Origin of the sequence: Geotalea uraniireducens Rf4, from assembly GCF_000016745.1 — a bacterium.
In the GTDB taxonomy this organism is placed as follows: domain Bacteria; phylum Desulfobacterota; class Desulfuromonadia; order Geobacterales; family Geobacteraceae; genus Geotalea; species Geotalea uraniireducens.
In genome coordinates, this window is the sequence record NC_009483.1 from 1,220,760 (window position 1) to 1,237,996 (window position 17,237).

Genomic DNA, 17,237 nt, shown 5'->3' on the forward strand with positions numbered 1-17,237 from the left:
GAAGACTCAGATTGCGCGGCCGATTTTTAAATCTCCCTCCAGGTTCTTCTCGGCTGCATGTAGGCGCGACACATATGCTTATTGGGAATAGAAGATTTTCTTGTATTCAGATAAAAAATCTTGTACTGCTGGTCTATGAAAAGAATTTTAGTTTCATGGATCGGGCGAAGCGACCTTCTCGCAGTCGAAGAATCGGACAGTATCGGACTTGGTCCTATCGCCCAGGCGGTCGATGGGACTGGCTATGACGATATCGTTCTCATTAGCGATTACCCTGAACAGGAAGTAACCTGTTACCTCGGATGGCTCGCAACAAGAACGCCAACCAAGATCACTCGCCACGTTGCCCGTCTCACTAGCCCTACAAATTTTACCGAAATCTATGAAGCTGCCATTGCAGCTGTTTCCGAAACGCAGAAACGGTACAATAACGATACACTCATCACTTATCACCTGAGCCCTGGCACCCCGGCCATGGCTGCGGTTTGGATACTGCTTGCCAAAACGCTATATCCGGCAACCCTGATTCAGTCCTCAAGGGAATATGGCGTACAGGTTGCCGATATTCCTTTCGATATTTCCGCGGAATTTATTCCCCGGATAGCACGCCAGATCGACGAACGGCTTGAGAAATTGCTTGCTGCCCTTCCGCCGGAAGCAACGGAGTTCGATAGTATCATCCACCGCAACCCGGTCATGCAGCGGTTGATTGCCAAGGCCAGGCTCGCAGCGATCAGGTCTGTACCGGTACTCATCGAGGGGGAATCCGGCACAGGGAAGGAGCTGTTGGCCCGCGCCATTCATCGGGCCGGTATACGTGCAGAAAAACCTTTCGTAGCAGTCAACTGCGGCGCCATACCGTCTGAGTTGGTGGAGTCCGAGTTCTTCGGTCACAAGAAGGGAGCCTTCACCGGTGCGGCATCCGACCGCAAGGGTTATTTCGAGTCGGCTAACAGTGGGACTCTTTTTCTGGATGAAATCGGCGAACTCCCGCTATCGGCCCAGGTCAAGATTCTGAGGGTGTTGCAGGAGGGCGAAGTGACGCGGGTTGGTGATGCCAGGCCGATCAAGCTGGATGTGCGGATTGTCGCAGCTACCAACCGCTCCATGATGCAGGAGGTGGCGGCTGGCCGATTCCGCGCCGATCTCTTCTACCGTCTGGCTGTGGCCGTGCTGTTTATTCCGCCTCTTCGGGAACGGCAGGGGGATATCGGTCTGTTGATAGATCATTTCCTGGAGCAAGCGGTAATAGAAAACTGTGAAACCCGTAAGAAAATTTCTGCCAGCGCAAGAAATCTTCTGCTCTGCCACCCCTGGCCGGGCAACGTGCGGGAACTGCTAAATACTCTGCGCCGGGCCACGGTCTGGACAACGGGCGACACCATCCAAGCAGATGACATCCGCGAAGCCCTGTTTCCAGTAGCGTTGCAGCGAGCTGAGCATATCCTGGGCCGGAGCATTGCCGAAGGCTTCAATATTCAGGGGGTAATAGCCGAGATTGCCCGGCATTACCTGCAACGGGGGATGGATGAAGGCGGGGGGAACAAGTCCAAAGCCGCTAAGATACTGGGCTTGCCGAACTATCAGACCTTGTCTAACTGGTTGAAGAAGTATGGTTTGGAATAATTTGGCATGTCCGCTGCAACCATGCTATAACGAGGAACAATTATGAACGAAACCTACGCTCGCATATTGATTGATGACATGCTACGGCAGGTAGGCTGGGACCCCAGGGACAAGTCCGAGGTTGGGACTGAAGTTCCGGTATATCTTAGTGCCGGTCATGACCCCGCACCGGACTATGCCGGGAGAGATTCATTCGGAGAACCCAGCTACCATGTTGCTGGTCGTGCCGACTATGTCCTCTATGGACAGAATGGCCGACCACTGGCGGTCGTAGAAGCCAAGAAGAACGCTATTAATCCCTACGTGGCCAAGCAGCAGGCCCTTCCCTATGCCCAGCGTATAGATGCACCTTTTATCTTCCTTACAAATGGAGAGCTGATCTACTTCTGGGACTACCTTAACGATGATGCCCGCATCGTTGACTCATTCTATTCTCGACGTGACATGGAGCGGCTGGTGGAAATGCGCCAGAGTCGCAAGACTTTGGCTACCATCGAATTGCAGGATTACTATGTTCGCCAAGGAGAAACCCGGCAGGTGCGCGATTACCAGCAGGAAGCCATGCGCGCCCTCGACCATGCTGTGGAATTAGGCAAGAAGCGTTTCCTGATCGAACTCCCTACCGGTACCGGCAAGACCGATCTGATCGGTCTCTATCTCAAACGGTTGATGAAGGCCGGATGGGCTGAGAGAGTGCTGTTTCTCGTTGACCGCGAGCAGTTGGCCAAGCAGGCACTTGAGACTATCCAGGATATCCTCGGTGAATACAGCAGCTACTGGCTCAAACCGGGTACTGTTCGCCAGGAAAAGCAGATTACGGTGGCACTGCTCCAAACCATGATCGGCTGTCATGAGGATTACAGTAGCGGTTATTTTGATGTAGTTGTAACCGATGAAAGCCACCGTTCCATTTACGGAGCCTGGCAGACGGCACTTACCCGTTTCGATGCCCTGCACATTGGACTGACCGCCACCCCGGCGAACTACATAGAGCGCAACACTTTTGACTTCTACCAGTGCAAGGACAATCAGCCTGATTTTTCCTATCGTATCCAGGACGCCTTTGCGGGCGGCTATTTAGCCCCATATCGTTTTGCCACAGGCATTACCGAAATTATTGCCGAAGGTGCTGACCTGAACGACGAACACTACGATCCGTCCCAGTTCGAGCGGACGTGGACCAACGAGAAAACCAACAAGCTGATGATGGAGGAGTTCGACCGTCTGGCCTGGGAGAACTACAAAGATCTGGCTCCCGGACAGAAGGATGGACCAGGCAAGTCGGTTGTCTTCGCCATTTCCAAGCACCATGCAGCCCGGCTGACTCACTACCTTAACCAGCTCCACCCTGAGCATAAGGGGCGTTACGCCGAAGTTATAACCTCGGACGTGGCCGATGCCGATGCCCTGATCAGGCGGTTCAAGAAAGAAATATATCCCATGGTGGCGGTTAGTGTCGGCATGCTCGACACCGGCTTTGATTGCCGGGAGCTCCTCCATGTAGTCATGTGCCGCCGGGTTCGCAGTCCGATTCTTTACCAGCAGATGCGCGGTCGCGGTACTCGAACTGCCCCGCATATCCAGAAGAAGAAATTTGTCATCTATGACTTCTTTAAAAACCACGAATACTTCAATGACAGTGATACTGACGTCTTCAGCGGAGCTGGTAGTGGCGGCCATGCGCCAGGCGGCACCACAACTGGCCCGCGTCCATCCGACAACCTGATCGAACTGGGTCTGGAGGATGAATGGCTGTATGCGGTCAAATATGTGGAAGTCGGCCCCAACGGCGAGCGGATCGATAAGAAAGAGTACGTCACCAACTGGGAACAGACCATCAAGGGGCAGACTGACGACCCGATTCTGCAAAAAGTTCGTGAGGATGAACATCTCACAAATGAGGAAGAGGAGTTATTGGCTAAACGCCTCAATACTCCGAAGCACTTCTTCAACGAAGAGAACCTGCGCCGTGCCTACCGCAATCCAGGCGGAACCCTGATTGACTTTATCCGGGCGGCTCTGGGGCTACTAAAACTGAAAAGCACCGACGAGCGTTTGGATGAAAATTTCCGTGCCTGGCTGGTGGCCCGTTCCCTTACTTCGGAGCAGGCCGAATACCTGTCACTCCTCAAAAACCGAGGGATCGCCACCGGCAAACTGCAGTTGGAAGACCTCTTCTCTCCGCCTCTCTCCATCCTTAATGCCGCCGGAATCGGTGTGGAACTGTTCGGTGAAAAGGGGCTGAAAGAAGTTGTGGATGACATGAACGAAACCGTTTTCAAAGCAGCGAAAGGATATAAATAGCAATGAATGCTGATCTCCGCCGCAAACTCGACCACATTACCGACACCCTCTGGGCAGGAGGAGTCACCAACCCGGTAACCTACATTGAACAGATATCTTTTCTTATCTATCTGAAGTTATTGGATGAGGAAGAGACCAGCCGCGAACTGCGCGTCCGCCTCGGGGCCGGTAACAGCAGGTTTCTCTTTCCGGATCAGGCCGAGCGCTTCCGCTGGTCCAAGTGGCGCTTCAAGAGCGGAATTGAACTTAATGATTTCATCCGTGGGGAGGTCTTTCCCTACATGGCTTCGCTGGTTAAGGATGAGCCCCAGGTTGCCGAGTACTTCCGGGATGCCCGGTTAGAGATCAACGAAGTTGACGTTCTCAAACAGGTAGTGGATGAACTGGATTCCATCGAGTTCCGCAAGCTGGGACCGGATGTGAAGGGAGATATCTTCGAGTATCTCCTCACCCATCTGGGGCAGTCGGCTCTTAACGGCCAGTTCCGCACTCCCAAGCAAATCCGCTCCTTCATGGTTGCGATGGTCGATCCCGAATTCGGCGACACCATCGACGACCCGGCTTGCGGCACTGCCGGTTTCCTGATCGATGCCGTTGAATATCTGCTGGCCAAGTACAGCGAAAACCCACAAGAAATGCCGATCTACGGTGAAGAGTGGCTTGAGCGCAAGGGACTGACGCTGGACGAAGCCAAGAAGCAGATGCCCAATCTTCAGACCTATCGCAAAGGGCCGGGTGAGAAGATTCCTGACTGGGGGATACTGGAGGCGTCCATCTACGGCACCGACGTGTCGCGCCAGATGATGCGCATCTCCATGATGAATCTGGTGCTGCACGGTATCGGTAAGGCGCGGCTCAAGCGGGCCAATGTCCTCTCCGAAATGGGCGGACTCACCGAAGATGATCTGAACCGGAAATACAAGGTCAGTCTCTCCAATCCACCGTTTGCGGGGATGCTCCCCAAGGATTCGATCCGCCATGATCTTCCCACCAATTCCAAGAAGAGCGAACTGCTCTTTCTCGGCCTGATGATGGAGTCACTGGCTCCCGGTGGCCGCTGTGCCGTGGTTGTACCGGAAGGGGCGTTGTTCGGTTCCACCGGAGCGCACGTAGAGTTGCGCAAGAAGCTGTTGCAGGATTTTGAGGTGCTGGCCGTGGTTTCACTCCCTGCCGGAGTGTTCAAGCCCTACGCCGGTGTCAAGACCTCGGTGCTAGTCTTCCGTCGTCCCGCCAATCCGCCGGAGCAAGGCAAACCGGCCACTGCCAAGGTCTGGTTTTACGAGATCAAGAACGACGGCTACGACCCGGACAAGATCACTGGAGGCGGCCGACCTGAGACTCCAGAGCAGAACGACATCCCAACCATGCTGGTTGCCTGGGAAGGGTACAAGGCGGGCAAGTTTAGCCAGCCGCCAGGTGTGGAAGCGGGAACAGTCCTGAAACCGGGCAGCCCTGACCCAAAATGCTGGTGGGCTGATTATGAGCGGATTGCCGACTCCGATGCCAACCTGGGAGCCTCACGTTACAAGCCGACAGTGGGTGAAGATCTCTCGGATGAAGACCCAGCGGAGCTTATTCATGATGTTCTGATGCTTGAGAAGAACCTTGTGGATGGACTGGAAAAGCTGCTGCAAGAAGTGGGGTCTGTTTGATGAAGTGGCCGATGGTTGAAATATCACGGTTTTGCCAGACTGGCAGCGGTGGAACACCGTCTCGTAATAACGCTGGCGACTACTATGGCGGGAATATTCCTTGGGTAAAATCTGGAGAGTTGAACCAAGAATTTGTTTTGAATACCGAAGAACGAATAACCGAACTGGCCATAAAGGAAAGCAGCGCTAAAATTGTTCCGGCTGGCGCAATCCTCGTCGCGATGTATGGGGCGACAGTTGGGAAGTCAGCGCTTCTTGGCATAGATGCAGCAACCAATCAGGCAATCTGTAATATTATTCCAGACCCCGAAGCAGCAGATACCCGATATGTCTGGTATGCCCTTAAAAACCAGCTCCCATATCTCTTGGCTCAGCGTGTTGGTGGTGCTCAACCGAATATAAGCCAACAAATAATCAAGAATACTCAAATCCCACTTCCTCTTCTCTCCGAGCAACGCCGTATCGTCGAAATCCTCGACCAAGCCGACCACCTCCGCAAGCTCCGCGGCGAAGCGGATAAAAAAGCCGAGCTCATCCTTCCGGCACTATTCAATAAGATGTTTGGCGGTCCGGCGACGAATCCGATGGGGTGGCCGGAAATGCCACTTCGTCAAGTCATTGCAAAGGTTGAAGCTGGCTGGAGCGCCGTCAGCGAAGCCCGTGGATGCACGAAGGATGAATTCGGGGTTCTGAAGGTAAGTGCTGTAACCAGTGGACGGTTCCTGGCTTGTGAACATAAGGCGGTGCTTGTGCTTCAAACTGACAGAGGCCTCTTAACACCTCGTCGTGGTGACCTACTTTTTAGCCGAGCAAACACTCGTGAACTGGTTGCTGCTTCATGCGTTGTTGAGGATGACCACCCAAATCTGTTCCTTCCTGACAAGTTGTGGAGATTGATTCTTCATCCAGATCGTGCAACTGCGATGTATTTGAAAGAGTTGTTTTGGAACAACGGATTTCGAGACAGGTTTCGTGCTTCCGCTTCGGGTAGCAGCGGCTCCATGCTCAACATCAGCCAAGAGGCGATGTTGAATACAATTGCCCCAATTCCTCCGTTTAAGCTACAGGAAGAGTATTCAGCAAAGGCATGGAGTTTAGCTGCTATTGCGAAAGAACGTAGGCTGGCTGGGGATGCACTTGATACACTTTGGTCAAATCTTTTGCAACGCGCCTTCTCAGGCACCCTTACCGCCGCCTGGCGTGAGGCCCACATGAAGGAACTGCTGGCCGAGATGGAACAGCAGGCGAAATATCTCAACTGAGACAGGAGGGCTATGACATGGCAGCTAAAGTAACCGGCCCAAAGGCCGCTAGTAGTGCATCCAAGACCCTCACCAGCAAAGCCACCGCCCCTAAATCCAAGACCGGCGCAGCCAGTACATTGAGTCAGACTGCTGCTCCGAAGAAGACCACCTCTGCCCCAGCAGCATCGGCAGCTTCCAAGGTGCTCACCGACGGACGCACCAGCAAGACATCGAAAACTGCTGCCGCCAGTGCCCTGTCACAGCGGGAAAAAGCAAAGAAAAAATAGGAACCCACCATGCTCACAGCATTGCATCTCGGTAATTTCAAGGCATTTGCCGAAATCCAGAATATCCCGATCCGGCCCATTACCCTTATCTTTGGCCCTAATAGCGCTGGCAAGTCCAGCATCATCCACAGCTTGGCTCTGGCCCATGAGGCCAGCCGGAAGGGTGATCTGGATATCTTCCGCACTGAGGTTGGTGGTAGTTCTATCGATCTGGGGGGCTTCCGGCAATACATCCATCGCCGACAGGCCAATCGACGTATGGAGTGGGGGGCAACCTTTGACACTTCTTGTCTCTCTGGCAGACTGGGCGAATTGTTGAAGCCGGTCGGCACCATCTCTGCTCATATTACCATTGGCATGCCGCTGGACGACCAGGATAAGCCGCTTGCCGGGACATTGCCGGGAGTGATTTCCTACGAACTGGAAAGCAGGGGCGAGATGCTGGTCCGCATGAGCAAACGCCCGGATGGAAGTATGGCAGTTGATCGATTGAATCACGATCATCCGGTGATCAAGCAGGTCGTCATGGCGGTGCTGGAGAGCGGCACAACAACGCAAAATGTACAGGAAGCAGATTATAATGCCTTGACTGAAACAATTGCAGAAATTGTCTCTTCGCTTCGCACAACGGGAAGTAAGTTTTTCCCTGAGGGGATCGTAGACAAAAGCAAACAAACGGAAGAAACCGATACGCCGATGCCGTTTTTCAGCGTCAGCAAAGGCAACCGTACCGAAGACTTATCCCGAGCGCTCAGATTTTTTCTTCCACGTTCGTTGAACGAATTGGTCACAGGTCTGTCCAAGACAGTACAAACTGAGTTCGCTCGTCTGTTGTATCTCGGACCTCTTCGTTCCTATCCTCCACGGCATTTGGCCTTTTCCGAGCATGATGACATCAACTGGTATGCAGGTGGCGGTTATACTTGGGACGTAGTACGCCGTAATGACGCAGTCCGCGAGTCGGTAAACGAATGGCTGAGTTCCAGTAAACTGAAAACTCCATACAAGCTGATGGTGCGCTCATTGGTAGCTGCCGACCGATTGAAGGAACCTATCGAATCTGGGCTTGCTCAAATTGAGAATGACGAAGAGGCCATGTTCGTTGGGTCAATTGATAAAGATGGCTATGTAATGAAACATTATCCTCCGAAGGATGATTCACGTTGTTTTTTCGAAGATATTGAGACCTCAGCCGAACTCATTGCGAAAATAGTAGAATCAGCTGAAATCGACCGCATCCGTGATCTAGTATTGGTAGACCAGCGATCTAATACTGTTGTCACCCACCGCGATGTCGGCATTGGAATCTCGCAGGTTCTGCCTGTGCTTGTCATGGCCTATGGATCACAACACAAACTGGTCGCGATGGAACAACCGGAAATTCACCTACATCCAGCGCTTCAGGCAGAGTTGGGAGATGTTTTTATTAAATCGGCGTTAGGGGAACAGAAAAACACGTTCATACTTGAAACTCATAGCGAGCATCTAATTCTGAGATTTATGAGGCGATTGCGCGAAACTTACCAAAAAAAGGATAATGGCTTGCCTCCAATAACTCCAATGGATATCTCAGTACTTTATGTTGAACCGGATGGGCCTCACAGCATAGTACGAGAAATGCCCCTCAATGAACTTGGGGAACTTGTGAAAGCTTGGCCGGGAGGCTTCTTCGAAGAAGGTCTCAGGGAGCAGTTCGGCGATGCTTGACGAATATGCTCTGGTACCCGACATTTTTGACCCTGCGGCTTATACCAATAACGTGCTTGCAGATGCATATTTACCGTTTCTGAAAGAGCCTTTGTTCAATGAGGCCATTGTTCGTGATATTCATAACGGAGCGTGGAGTCAGTATTGTCTCTCAAATGCTGCGAACCTTCATCGACTTACTAAAGAGATAATACGCAAACTCATCCAAAATAATCGATTAAGTCGCTTTCCGGCTCAGTCTTCAGACATACCAGCGCATGCACAAGACTGGTGCAATGAGAGCCTGCGAAGTCATACTGTCACTCCCCTTACTGGCATCATTGCCTCCCATTCAACTAAACAGACCTTTGCTCAAGCTGAAGTTGCATCAATAGAAATGCTGACAGGCACGAATTGGTGGCAGCGCAGGAGCCCGTCTGTCACGGTTGATCGCAAAACAAACACTTATCTTGCTGTCCTGGATAGGGTGTTCCATCAGGCGAACTCTTTAATGTTTATCGATCCGAATCTTGATCCAAGTTCTCGCAATTACCGGGAGTTTTCTCGACTGCTCACACCTTTGAGCCAACGGCAGTTGCGTCCGAGGATCGAAATTCACCGGAGTCTTTGCCAGGGAGATGGGCGTGCTCGCACGTTCCCGACAGAAGCAGACTGGAAAGTGAGTTTTGCTGGATTGGGGGCGGATCTACATGCCTGCGGCCTGACAGCCGAGGTTTTTCTTTGGGATGATTTTCACGAGCGCTACCTGATTACCGATATCGTCGGGGTCAGCGTGCCTGCTGGCTTCGACGTAACCGGCAAGAAGGATGATTGGTCTACCTGGGGGCGACTCGGGCGTGAAGACAAGGACAAGATTCAACGTCTTTTTGATCCCGCAGCGAGACCTGAGAGTCTGAAGTGGCACTTTCAGATCGGGGCATGATGCTGCACATATTTTAGAGTCGTCTTCCTAGTTTATAGAGATGGTGTTAAGTGCTGATACGAAATGTTTGACGGAGGCAAATACATTCGCAATGAGTCCCATTATGTTCCACTCAATACTCCCTTTCCTCATCATCGCGCCTCCGCTCGTCTACGCCCTGATCTCACTTTGGTGCGGCCGTGCCCATTTTAGCCGCAAAAGGCCGCAAAACGCCACTCTCCCGCCGGTGACCATCCTCAAGCCGGTCAAGGGGATGGATGCGGAGAGCTTTGCCAACTTCGCCTCCTTCTGTTGTCAGGACTATCCCTGCTTCCAGATGGTGTTCGCCGTTGCGTCGGCTGAAGACCCGGCAATTCCGGTAATCAATCGGCTGATGGCGGAATTCCCGGCCGTCGACATGGAACTGGTGGTGGACGGACGGCTCTACGGCCCCAACTACAAGGTCTGCAACCTGATCAACGCCTTCCCCATGGCAAAATATGACATCATCATCGTCTGCGACAGCGACATCCGCGTGGGGGAGCGGTATCTGCAGGAGGTATGCGCGCCGTTCAGCGACCCTGAGGTGGGGCTCGTGACCTCGTTGTACCGGACTACCGGGGTGTACGGGGCCGCGAGCGCCATAGAGGCAATGGGGTTCACCACGGAGATGGTGCCGAACGTGATGGTGGCGCTCAAGCTTGAAGGGCTTTCCTTTGCCCTCGGCGCTTCCATGGCGGTGAGAAGGGCTGCGCTGGAGAAGATCGGCGGTTTCACCGCGCTTGTGGATTACCTGGCGGACGATTATCAGCTTGGCAATAAGGTCTGGCGCGCCGGCTACCGGTTGGAGCTTTCCGACTACTACGTGGAAAGCATCATGCATCGGGAAACCCTGAAAAACATCCTCTCCCGCCAGCTGCGCTGGGCCCGCACCATGCGGGTCAGCCGTCCCGGCGGCTACTTTGCATCAGGCATCACCCAGCCATTCCCCGCGGCGTGCCTCTCCCTCGTCGTTTCCGGCTTCTCCCTGCCGGGTCTTGCGGCGGCAATTCTCCTTTACGCCTGCCGCGCCGTTACGGCGCTTGTCTACAGCCGTTCCTTCGTCCGCGACAATATCTTCCCCCGTTGGCTCTGGCTCCTCCCCGTGCGGGATTTCTTCGCCTTTGCCACCTGGGCGCTCTCTTTTCTCGGTAACCGCGTCAGCTGGCGCGGGCACCTGTTCCGGCTCCTACCCGGCGGCCGGATCGAGGAAGAGGGGCCTTTTCCTTCCCCATAACTGCAAAACTCCAAGCAGCTTTCATTCACGACTTGCTGAAATAAATGCTCTTCCGGTGATGCTGTTTGCCGCGTGTCTGTTATAATCTTGACTGATTTAACCATATCAAAAGCCACAGTTGGTCACGGATTAACACGGATCTGGACGGATTTACACGGATAAATCAGGACATATTCCGGTTTCAGGCCATACCCCTTTGGGTCTTGGTTCTCGGTCTTCTAAATCCGTGAAAATCCGTACAAATCAGATTTGATCCGTGTTCAAATGCTTTTTCAAGGTTTAAACATTCGCGAGGCATTATGGCCGCTCCTCTCCGCAATGATATCCGCAACATCGGCATCATCTCCCATATCGACGCCGGCAAGACAACGGTTTCCGAGCGCATTCTCTTTTACGCCGGCGAAACCCACAAGATGGGTGAGGTGAACGAGGGGGAGGCGGTTATGGACTGGATGCCCCAGGAGCAGGAACGGGGCATCACCATTACCGCCACTTCGACCACCTGCCGTTGGGGGCGGTTCTGGATCAACCTGATCGACACGCCGGGGCACATCGACTTTACCATCGAGGTGGAACGGAGCATGCGGGTGCTTGACGGGGCGGTGGCCATTCTCAGTGCCGTTGAAGGGGTCCAGCCCCAGACCGAGTCGGTGTGGCGTCAGGCGGATCGCTACCATGTGCCCCGCGTCTGCTTCATCAACAAGATGGACAGGGTCGGCGCGGATTATCGGGCGGTGCTGGCCGGGATGGAGGCGCGGCTCAAGGCCCGGTCGGTGCTCCTCCAGCTCCCCCTTGGAAATGAGGCTGAGTTCAGCGGTGTCATCGATCTTCTTGCCGAGGAGGTGCTCACCTTCAGCGCTGCCGACCAGGGAAAGACCGTGGAACGGCGGCCGATTCCACCGGAGTACCTGGATGAGGTAAGGATCGCCCGGAATAAGTTGGTAGAGGCGGCGGCCGATTTCGATGACGGCATTCTCAGTGATTATCTTGCCGGGGAGAGGGTGGATGCGGAGCGACTGCGTGAAGCAGTGAGGAAGGGAACCACCTCCTGTCGCCTCTTTCCGGTATTGTTCGGCGCCGCCCTGCGCAATAAGGGGATACAGCCGCTTCTGGACGCAGTCGGGAGCTATCTCCCTTCTCCGCTTGAAATTCCGCCCGCCAACGGCAAGGGACCGGGAGCAGAGGAATTGAAGACGCTTCACTGCGACCCCGAGGCGCCTCTCGTGGCACTTGCTTTCAAGGTGCTGGCTGAGGAAGGGCGCAAGCTCACCTATCTGCGCATTTATTCGGGGACGCTCCGCAACGGGGCTGCGCTGCTCAACAGCAGCAGGGGGGTGATGGAGAAGCCGGCCCGCATGTTCCGCATGCATGCCCACAAAAGGGAGCAGGTCATGGCGGCGGCGGCAGGCGACATTATCGCCGTTACAGGGCTCAAGTATGCCCTGACCGGCGACACGCTCTGTGACCCGGACCACCCCCTGATACTGGACGGGCTCGTCGTCCCCGAACCGGTGGTTACACTGGCCGTGGAAGCGAAGGGGGTGGAGGACCGGGAGCGGCTCCCTTCGGCGCTGGAGAAACTCCAGTGGGAGGACCCCACCTTCAGGGTGCATGAGGACGAGGAAACCAGCCAGACCATACTTACAGGGATGGGGGAACTGCACCTGGAGATCGTAACCGACCGGCTGTTCAGGGAATACGGCGTTGCGGTAAAAACCGGAGCTCCGCGGGTCATGTACCGGGAAACCCTGCGTCATGCCGTGGAGCGACGGGAACTGTTCAGCCGGGAAGTGGACGGGAAACTGCACAAGGGGGAGGTGTTGCTGCGCCTCACGCCCCTTTCCCGCGGTGAAGGGGTGCGCATCCTTCTCCCTCCCGAAGAAGAGCTGCTGTTGCCGATCGAGTTGCGCACCGTCCTGGAGGAGAGCCTGCGCCAGGTCTGTGCTGCCGGGGCCAAAACCGGCTATCCGTTGACCGACCTGGAGGTAAGGGTGATCGAGGCCCCCTATGAACCGAATATCACCACCGACCTGGGGTTACGGGCTGCCGCCCATCGGGGGATGGTGCTGGCTGCGCAGGCCGGACCGCTCGTTATTCTCGAACCGGTGATGACCCTGGAGCTTGTCATACCTGCGGAACATGCCGGCAGGGTGCTCGGCAGCATTCAGCAGAAGCGGGGCCGGGTGGAGGGGATAGAAAGCTCCGCAGACAGCGAGTTTATCCGGGCGCAGGTTCCCCTGTCGGAAATGTTCGGCTACATGACGGAATTGCGTAGCGCCACCAAGGGGCGCGGCACCTACACCATGGAATTTTTCCGTTTCGACGTTGCCCCTGAAGATATCCAGAGGCGCTTCGGCTTGGAATAAAAGAAGGATAATGACGATGGGTATTCAGCGTTGTCCGGTTTGGTTTGTGCATCAAGGTTGTTAAGCCCCATTAGGGGCGTTCGAATGTAGCCGGGGGATTCATCCCCCGGATGAGATGCTATATTTCCCCACGTCACGTACGTGACGTGATGATATTTCGCCTGGATGACCGGGGAATGAATTCCCCGGCTACCAGTATTCTGTCCCTACGGGACGTAAGCAAAAACCAAACCGGACAACGCTGATGGGTATTCAATATCATGCCCGTAACCGTTGGTCTAATTCCAATTTGCGATCATGTTGAGACTATTGGAGCGTAGGCATCTTGCCTGCGGCAAAGGCAGGCTGGAAGCCTACCCTCCTTTGATTAATGTCAACTTGAAAGCAATGTGGAATAGGAACGGTAAAGCCGGCTGTTGCCGATGACGCAATTCAGCGGGAGGTCACATGACACTGAAAGAGAGGATCGATAAATTGTTCCCGACGGAAGCGGAGATAAGCAAGTCTTTCCGCCTGCCGGAACCGATCGAGTTGAACAGTTTTCTCATCAACGGAGAACTGCGCAGTTGGAACGGTCCCATGCAGGAGGTTTTTTCCCCGGTCTGCGTGAAGACCGAAGCGGGGCTTTTCCGGCAGATGATCGGGAGGTTCCCGTTGATGGCAGAGTCCGACGCGTTGTCTGTCCTTGATGCGGCAGTCGGGGCCTACGACTGCGGCCGGGGGCGCTGGCCGACCATGTCCGTTGAGGAGCGGATTGCCTGCGTTCAGGAATTCGCCTACCGGATGAAAGAAAAGCGGTCTGAGGTGGTGAGCCTTCTCATGTGGGAAATCGGCAAGTCGCTCAAGGATTCCGAAAAGGAATTCGACAGGACGGTCGATTACATAGCCGATACCATCGATGCGCTGAAAGAACTGGATCGGGTTTCGTCCCGGTTTGTCGTCGCCCAGGGGATCATCGGCCAGATCCGTCGCGCGCCGATAGGGGTCGCCCTTTGCATGGGCCCCTACAACTATCCCTTGAATGAAACCTTCACCACTCTGATTCCGGCATTGATCATGGGGAATACGGTTATCCTCAAGCCGCCGCGCCACGGGGTACTCCTATTTTACCCCCTTCTGGAGGCGTTCCGCGATTCTTTCCCTCCCGGGGTGGTGAACACGCTTTTCGGCGCCGGAAGGACGGTCACTCCGCCGCTGATGGCTTCCGGCAAGGTGGACGTGCTCGCCTTCATCGGTACGAGCAAGGCTGCCGATAGCTTGCAAAAAGGGCATCCCAGGATGCATCGGCTCCGCTTGGTGCTGGGGCTGGAGGCAAAAAATCCCGCCATTGTCCTCCCTGACGCCGACCTGGAGTCCGCTGTCGAGGAGTGTGTGGCCGGGAGCCTGTCGTTCAACGGCCAACGCTGCACTGCAATCAAGATCGTTTTCGTTCACGAGAGCATTGCGGATGAATTCCTCAGCCGCTTTGCAGCGGCAATCGCCGTCATGAAATGCGGTATGCCATGGGAGTCGGGGGTCGGCATAACGCCGTTGCCGGAGCCGGGTAAGCCGGAATATCTGTCCTGCCTGGTTGCAGACGCCGTACGCCTTGGGGCACGGGTAGCCAATGAGGCGGGGGGGACGGTCAACGGTACCTTTTTCTACCCGGCCCTGGTGTATCCGGTAACGGCGGAGATGAAGCTTTATAATGAAGAGCAGTTCGGTCCTGTCATACCGGTCCTGCCGTTTACGGATATCGAGACGCCGATCGAGTATCTCACGGCATCGGACTACGGCCAGCAGGTGAGTATTTTCGGCCGGGATGCAGCGGTTCTGGCAAAGCTCATCGATCCCCTGGTCAACCAGGTTTCCCGCGTCAATATCAACAGCCAGTGCCAGCGTGGCCCGGATATCTTCCCCTTTACGGGCAGGAAAGATTCGGCGGTCGGCACCCTCTCCGTTTCCGATGCCCTGCGGGCCTTTTCCATCCGCACCCTCGTGGCCGCCAGAGATACCGAACTCAATAAGGAGATCATTCGCACTATCGTCCGCGAGCAAAAATCCAACTTTCTTTCCACGGATTTCATTCTGTAACGGGGAGGCTGATTGCGGTGGTGCTTTAGACGGCCTGCTGAGCGTTGTGGTGTGGTTGCAGGTCCCGGGAACGGCGTTATAATAGGGATGTGTACGTGTACTAACGGCATTGACGCGTTCAGAGTGTCAGCGTGGGAGGTAGAATCGGGCGCATGATGTCGTGGAAAAATAACATACGGAGGTTTATGCATGAGGGGGAATGATGCCGTACAGCAGGTCAAAGCACTGAGAACCAGTGAGCAGAGCTTTGTAAAGTGGTGGCGTAAGGATAACGATTTTGTCGATTTTGCGCTGATCGACGCATTCCTCGACCACGTAAAGGCGGATGATGTAATAGACGGTTTTGAGCTGCTCGACATGGAAATGATGTGGGATGTGCTCCACAGCCTGAACCCGGACACTCTGTTGCGGGGGAGGAAGAACGGGGAGGAAATCATCACCTGGCGATGGGTCGACAGGGACGGCAACGAAAAGACGACTATTTACCCCTTCACTCCCGAAGCGCTCATGACACTGATTGATACGGAGTTCTTTGCCTAGGAGCCTGTCGAACTCAGGAAGAATCTACTGCGAGAACGGAAAATCGGCCCATATTCCCGGAAATTTTCGACAAATAGGTCCACTATTCGCTCTCAAATGTCCGAAAATCTGTCCTCGATTTGCCATTCTCTCGTTACGATTCCCCAAGTCCGACAGGCTCCTGGGAGTTTCATGTGATTAATTTTGATGAAGGAGGGTGGTGCTATGACCAACAAGTGGGAAGAACGGGAAAAAGCCCTGGAAAACCAGTATATCTACAACGAGGAAAAGAAGAAGATCGAGCAGATGAGGGAGTCGGCCTGCGAGGAGATAATCCATGCGTATTGCCGCAATCGTTGCCCCAAGTGTGGCTCTGCCATTGAGGCCATGACTTTCCGCGGGGTGCCGCTCGATAAATGCCCAGGCTGCGGCGGGGTCTGGCTTGGCCCCAAGGACCTGCAGATCCTGGCGGCAAAGGATCATCGCAGCTGGTTCGACAAATGGTTCAAGGGTGAGGAATAAGAGAACGGAAACTGAATAAGAAAAGCCCCGGGATATGGTCCCGGGACTTTTCCCCTCTAATTGGCACCGTGCTAAGATACTTTATCCTTCTCTGTCGGTGGAAATCTTATAGCCCCTTACCGTATGCCGTTTTGCGGGCATGCAATCAGATTGAGCCAGTCGTTTTTCCCCTTTTAAGCGGCTGTCACGCTGCCTGGCAGATGAGACAAATCGCGTTCCGCGTTATCTTGCACAGCACCAATTATTTGATTCGCTCCGGGATATCGTATGTTCGTGAGAGTGGCTGATCTTGTCCTTGTATTCTATTGAGAAAACGCTTCAGGCTTCTCTCTGCATGGAGAGCTTGCTCACCACGATTGAACTCAATATTCGAATTTGCAATAAATGATAATCAGGGCCTCGCCCGATGTATTACGCATATCCCAGAGAATTTTCAAAGAACATTGTCTTTGAAAGTTTTAATGCAACAGGGGTGCCAGTCGTGCAACTTATTGATTTGATGGAAAGTGTGTTTTAAGCGTTTTCCGAATGTGTATGCGAATCCGACAATCCTGCAGAACCAGCCGGGGCAAATGATCGGCAGTGAATGTAATTTGCAGTATTTATCATATGTTACGGAGCTGGAGCTCAATGTAAAGAAATGAATAATCGATGTCGGAATATTTTACATCCTGATTAGCACTAATCTTCCGCAGAAGTTACCCCCCTTTGAGAAAGGGGGGCAAGGGGGGATTTTCCTGCTGCGATGAAAGGCAAATCC

12 protein-coding genes and 1 other RNA gene are annotated in these 17,237 nt (G+C 54.1%); 12 read left to right on the forward strand and 1 reads right to left on the reverse strand.

What is annotated here, in order from left to right; translation table 11 throughout:
- Positions 1-135 precede the first annotated feature (135 nt).
- From GURA_RS05185 to GURA_RS05240, 12 genes are all read left to right on the forward strand, one after another.
- Positions 136-1,626, forward strand: coding sequence for a sigma-54 interaction domain-containing protein (locus GURA_RS05185; protein WP_011937954.1), 1,491 nt, complete (start codon positions 136-138; stop codon positions 1,624-1,626).
- A 42-nt stretch (positions 1,627-1,668) separates the two neighbouring features.
- Positions 1,669-3,930 carry a type I restriction endonuclease subunit R gene (locus GURA_RS05190; protein ID WP_011937955.1) on the forward strand — a complete coding sequence of 754 codons (2,262 nt, stop codon included), beginning with the start codon at positions 1,669-1,671 and terminating at the stop codon, positions 3,928-3,930.
- A gap of 2 nt (positions 3,931-3,932) precedes the next feature.
- The gene (locus GURA_RS05195; protein ID WP_011937956.1) at positions 3,933-5,582 is read left to right on the forward strand and encodes a type I restriction-modification system subunit M; all 1,650 of its coding nucleotides are present in this window, start codon (positions 3,933-3,935) and stop codon (positions 5,580-5,582) included.
- Positions 5,582-6,844 (forward strand): restriction endonuclease subunit S, encoded by a 1,263-nt coding sequence (locus tag GURA_RS05200; RefSeq protein WP_011937957.1) that lies wholly within the window; start codon positions 5,582-5,584, stop codon positions 6,842-6,844. Before GURA_RS05195 ends, GURA_RS05200 begins: the two co-directional genes overlap by 1 nt.
- A gap of 17 nt (positions 6,845-6,861) precedes the next feature.
- Entirely contained in the window at positions 6,862-7,113 is a 252-nt protein-coding gene (locus GURA_RS05205; RefSeq protein ID WP_011937958.1) for a hypothetical protein, read from the forward strand.
- A gap of 9 nt (positions 7,114-7,122) precedes the next feature.
- A complete protein-coding gene (locus GURA_RS05210) occupies positions 7,123-8,820 on the forward strand; it encodes an AAA family ATPase (RefSeq protein WP_011937959.1) in 1,698 nt (565 codons plus the stop codon).
- Complete coding sequence (locus GURA_RS05215; RefSeq protein WP_011937960.1) at positions 8,813-9,742, forward strand: hypothetical protein; 930 nt, start codon at positions 8,813-8,815, stop codon at positions 9,740-9,742. Before GURA_RS05210 ends, GURA_RS05215 begins: the two co-directional genes overlap by 8 nt.
- Positions 9,743-9,845: 103 nt before the next feature.
- Entirely contained in the window at positions 9,846-10,997 is a 1,152-nt protein-coding gene (gene hpnI / locus GURA_RS05220) for a bacteriohopanetetrol glucosamine biosynthesis glycosyltransferase HpnI (RefSeq protein ID WP_157046280.1), read from the forward strand.
- A gap of 299 nt (positions 10,998-11,296) precedes the next feature.
- Positions 11,297-13,363, forward strand: a complete 2,067-nt coding sequence (gene fusA, locus GURA_RS05225) for an elongation factor G (RefSeq protein ID WP_011937962.1) — start codon at positions 11,297-11,299, stop codon at positions 13,361-13,363.
- 447 nt (positions 13,364-13,810) lie between these two features.
- A complete protein-coding gene (locus GURA_RS05230; RefSeq protein ID WP_011937963.1) occupies positions 13,811-15,436 on the forward strand; it encodes an NADP-dependent glyceraldehyde-3-phosphate dehydrogenase in 1,626 nt (541 codons plus the stop codon).
- Positions 15,437-15,625: 189 nt separating this feature from the next.
- The gene (locus tag GURA_RS22660; RefSeq protein ID WP_011937964.1) at positions 15,626-15,976 is read left to right on the forward strand and encodes a hypothetical protein; all 351 of its coding nucleotides are present in this window, start codon (positions 15,626-15,628) and stop codon (positions 15,974-15,976) included.
- A 204-nt stretch (positions 15,977-16,180) separates the two neighbouring features.
- Complete coding sequence (locus GURA_RS05240; RefSeq protein ID WP_011937965.1) at positions 16,181-16,477, forward strand: TFIIB-type zinc ribbon-containing protein; 297 nt, start codon at positions 16,181-16,183, stop codon at positions 16,475-16,477.
- 248 nt (positions 16,478-16,725) lie between these two features.
- Here the strand turns inward: GURA_RS05240 and ssrS are convergent.
- Positions 16,726-16,909: non-coding RNA, 6S RNA (ssrS, locus tag GURA_RS23265), on the reverse strand.
- Positions 16,910-17,237 lie beyond the last annotated feature (328 nt).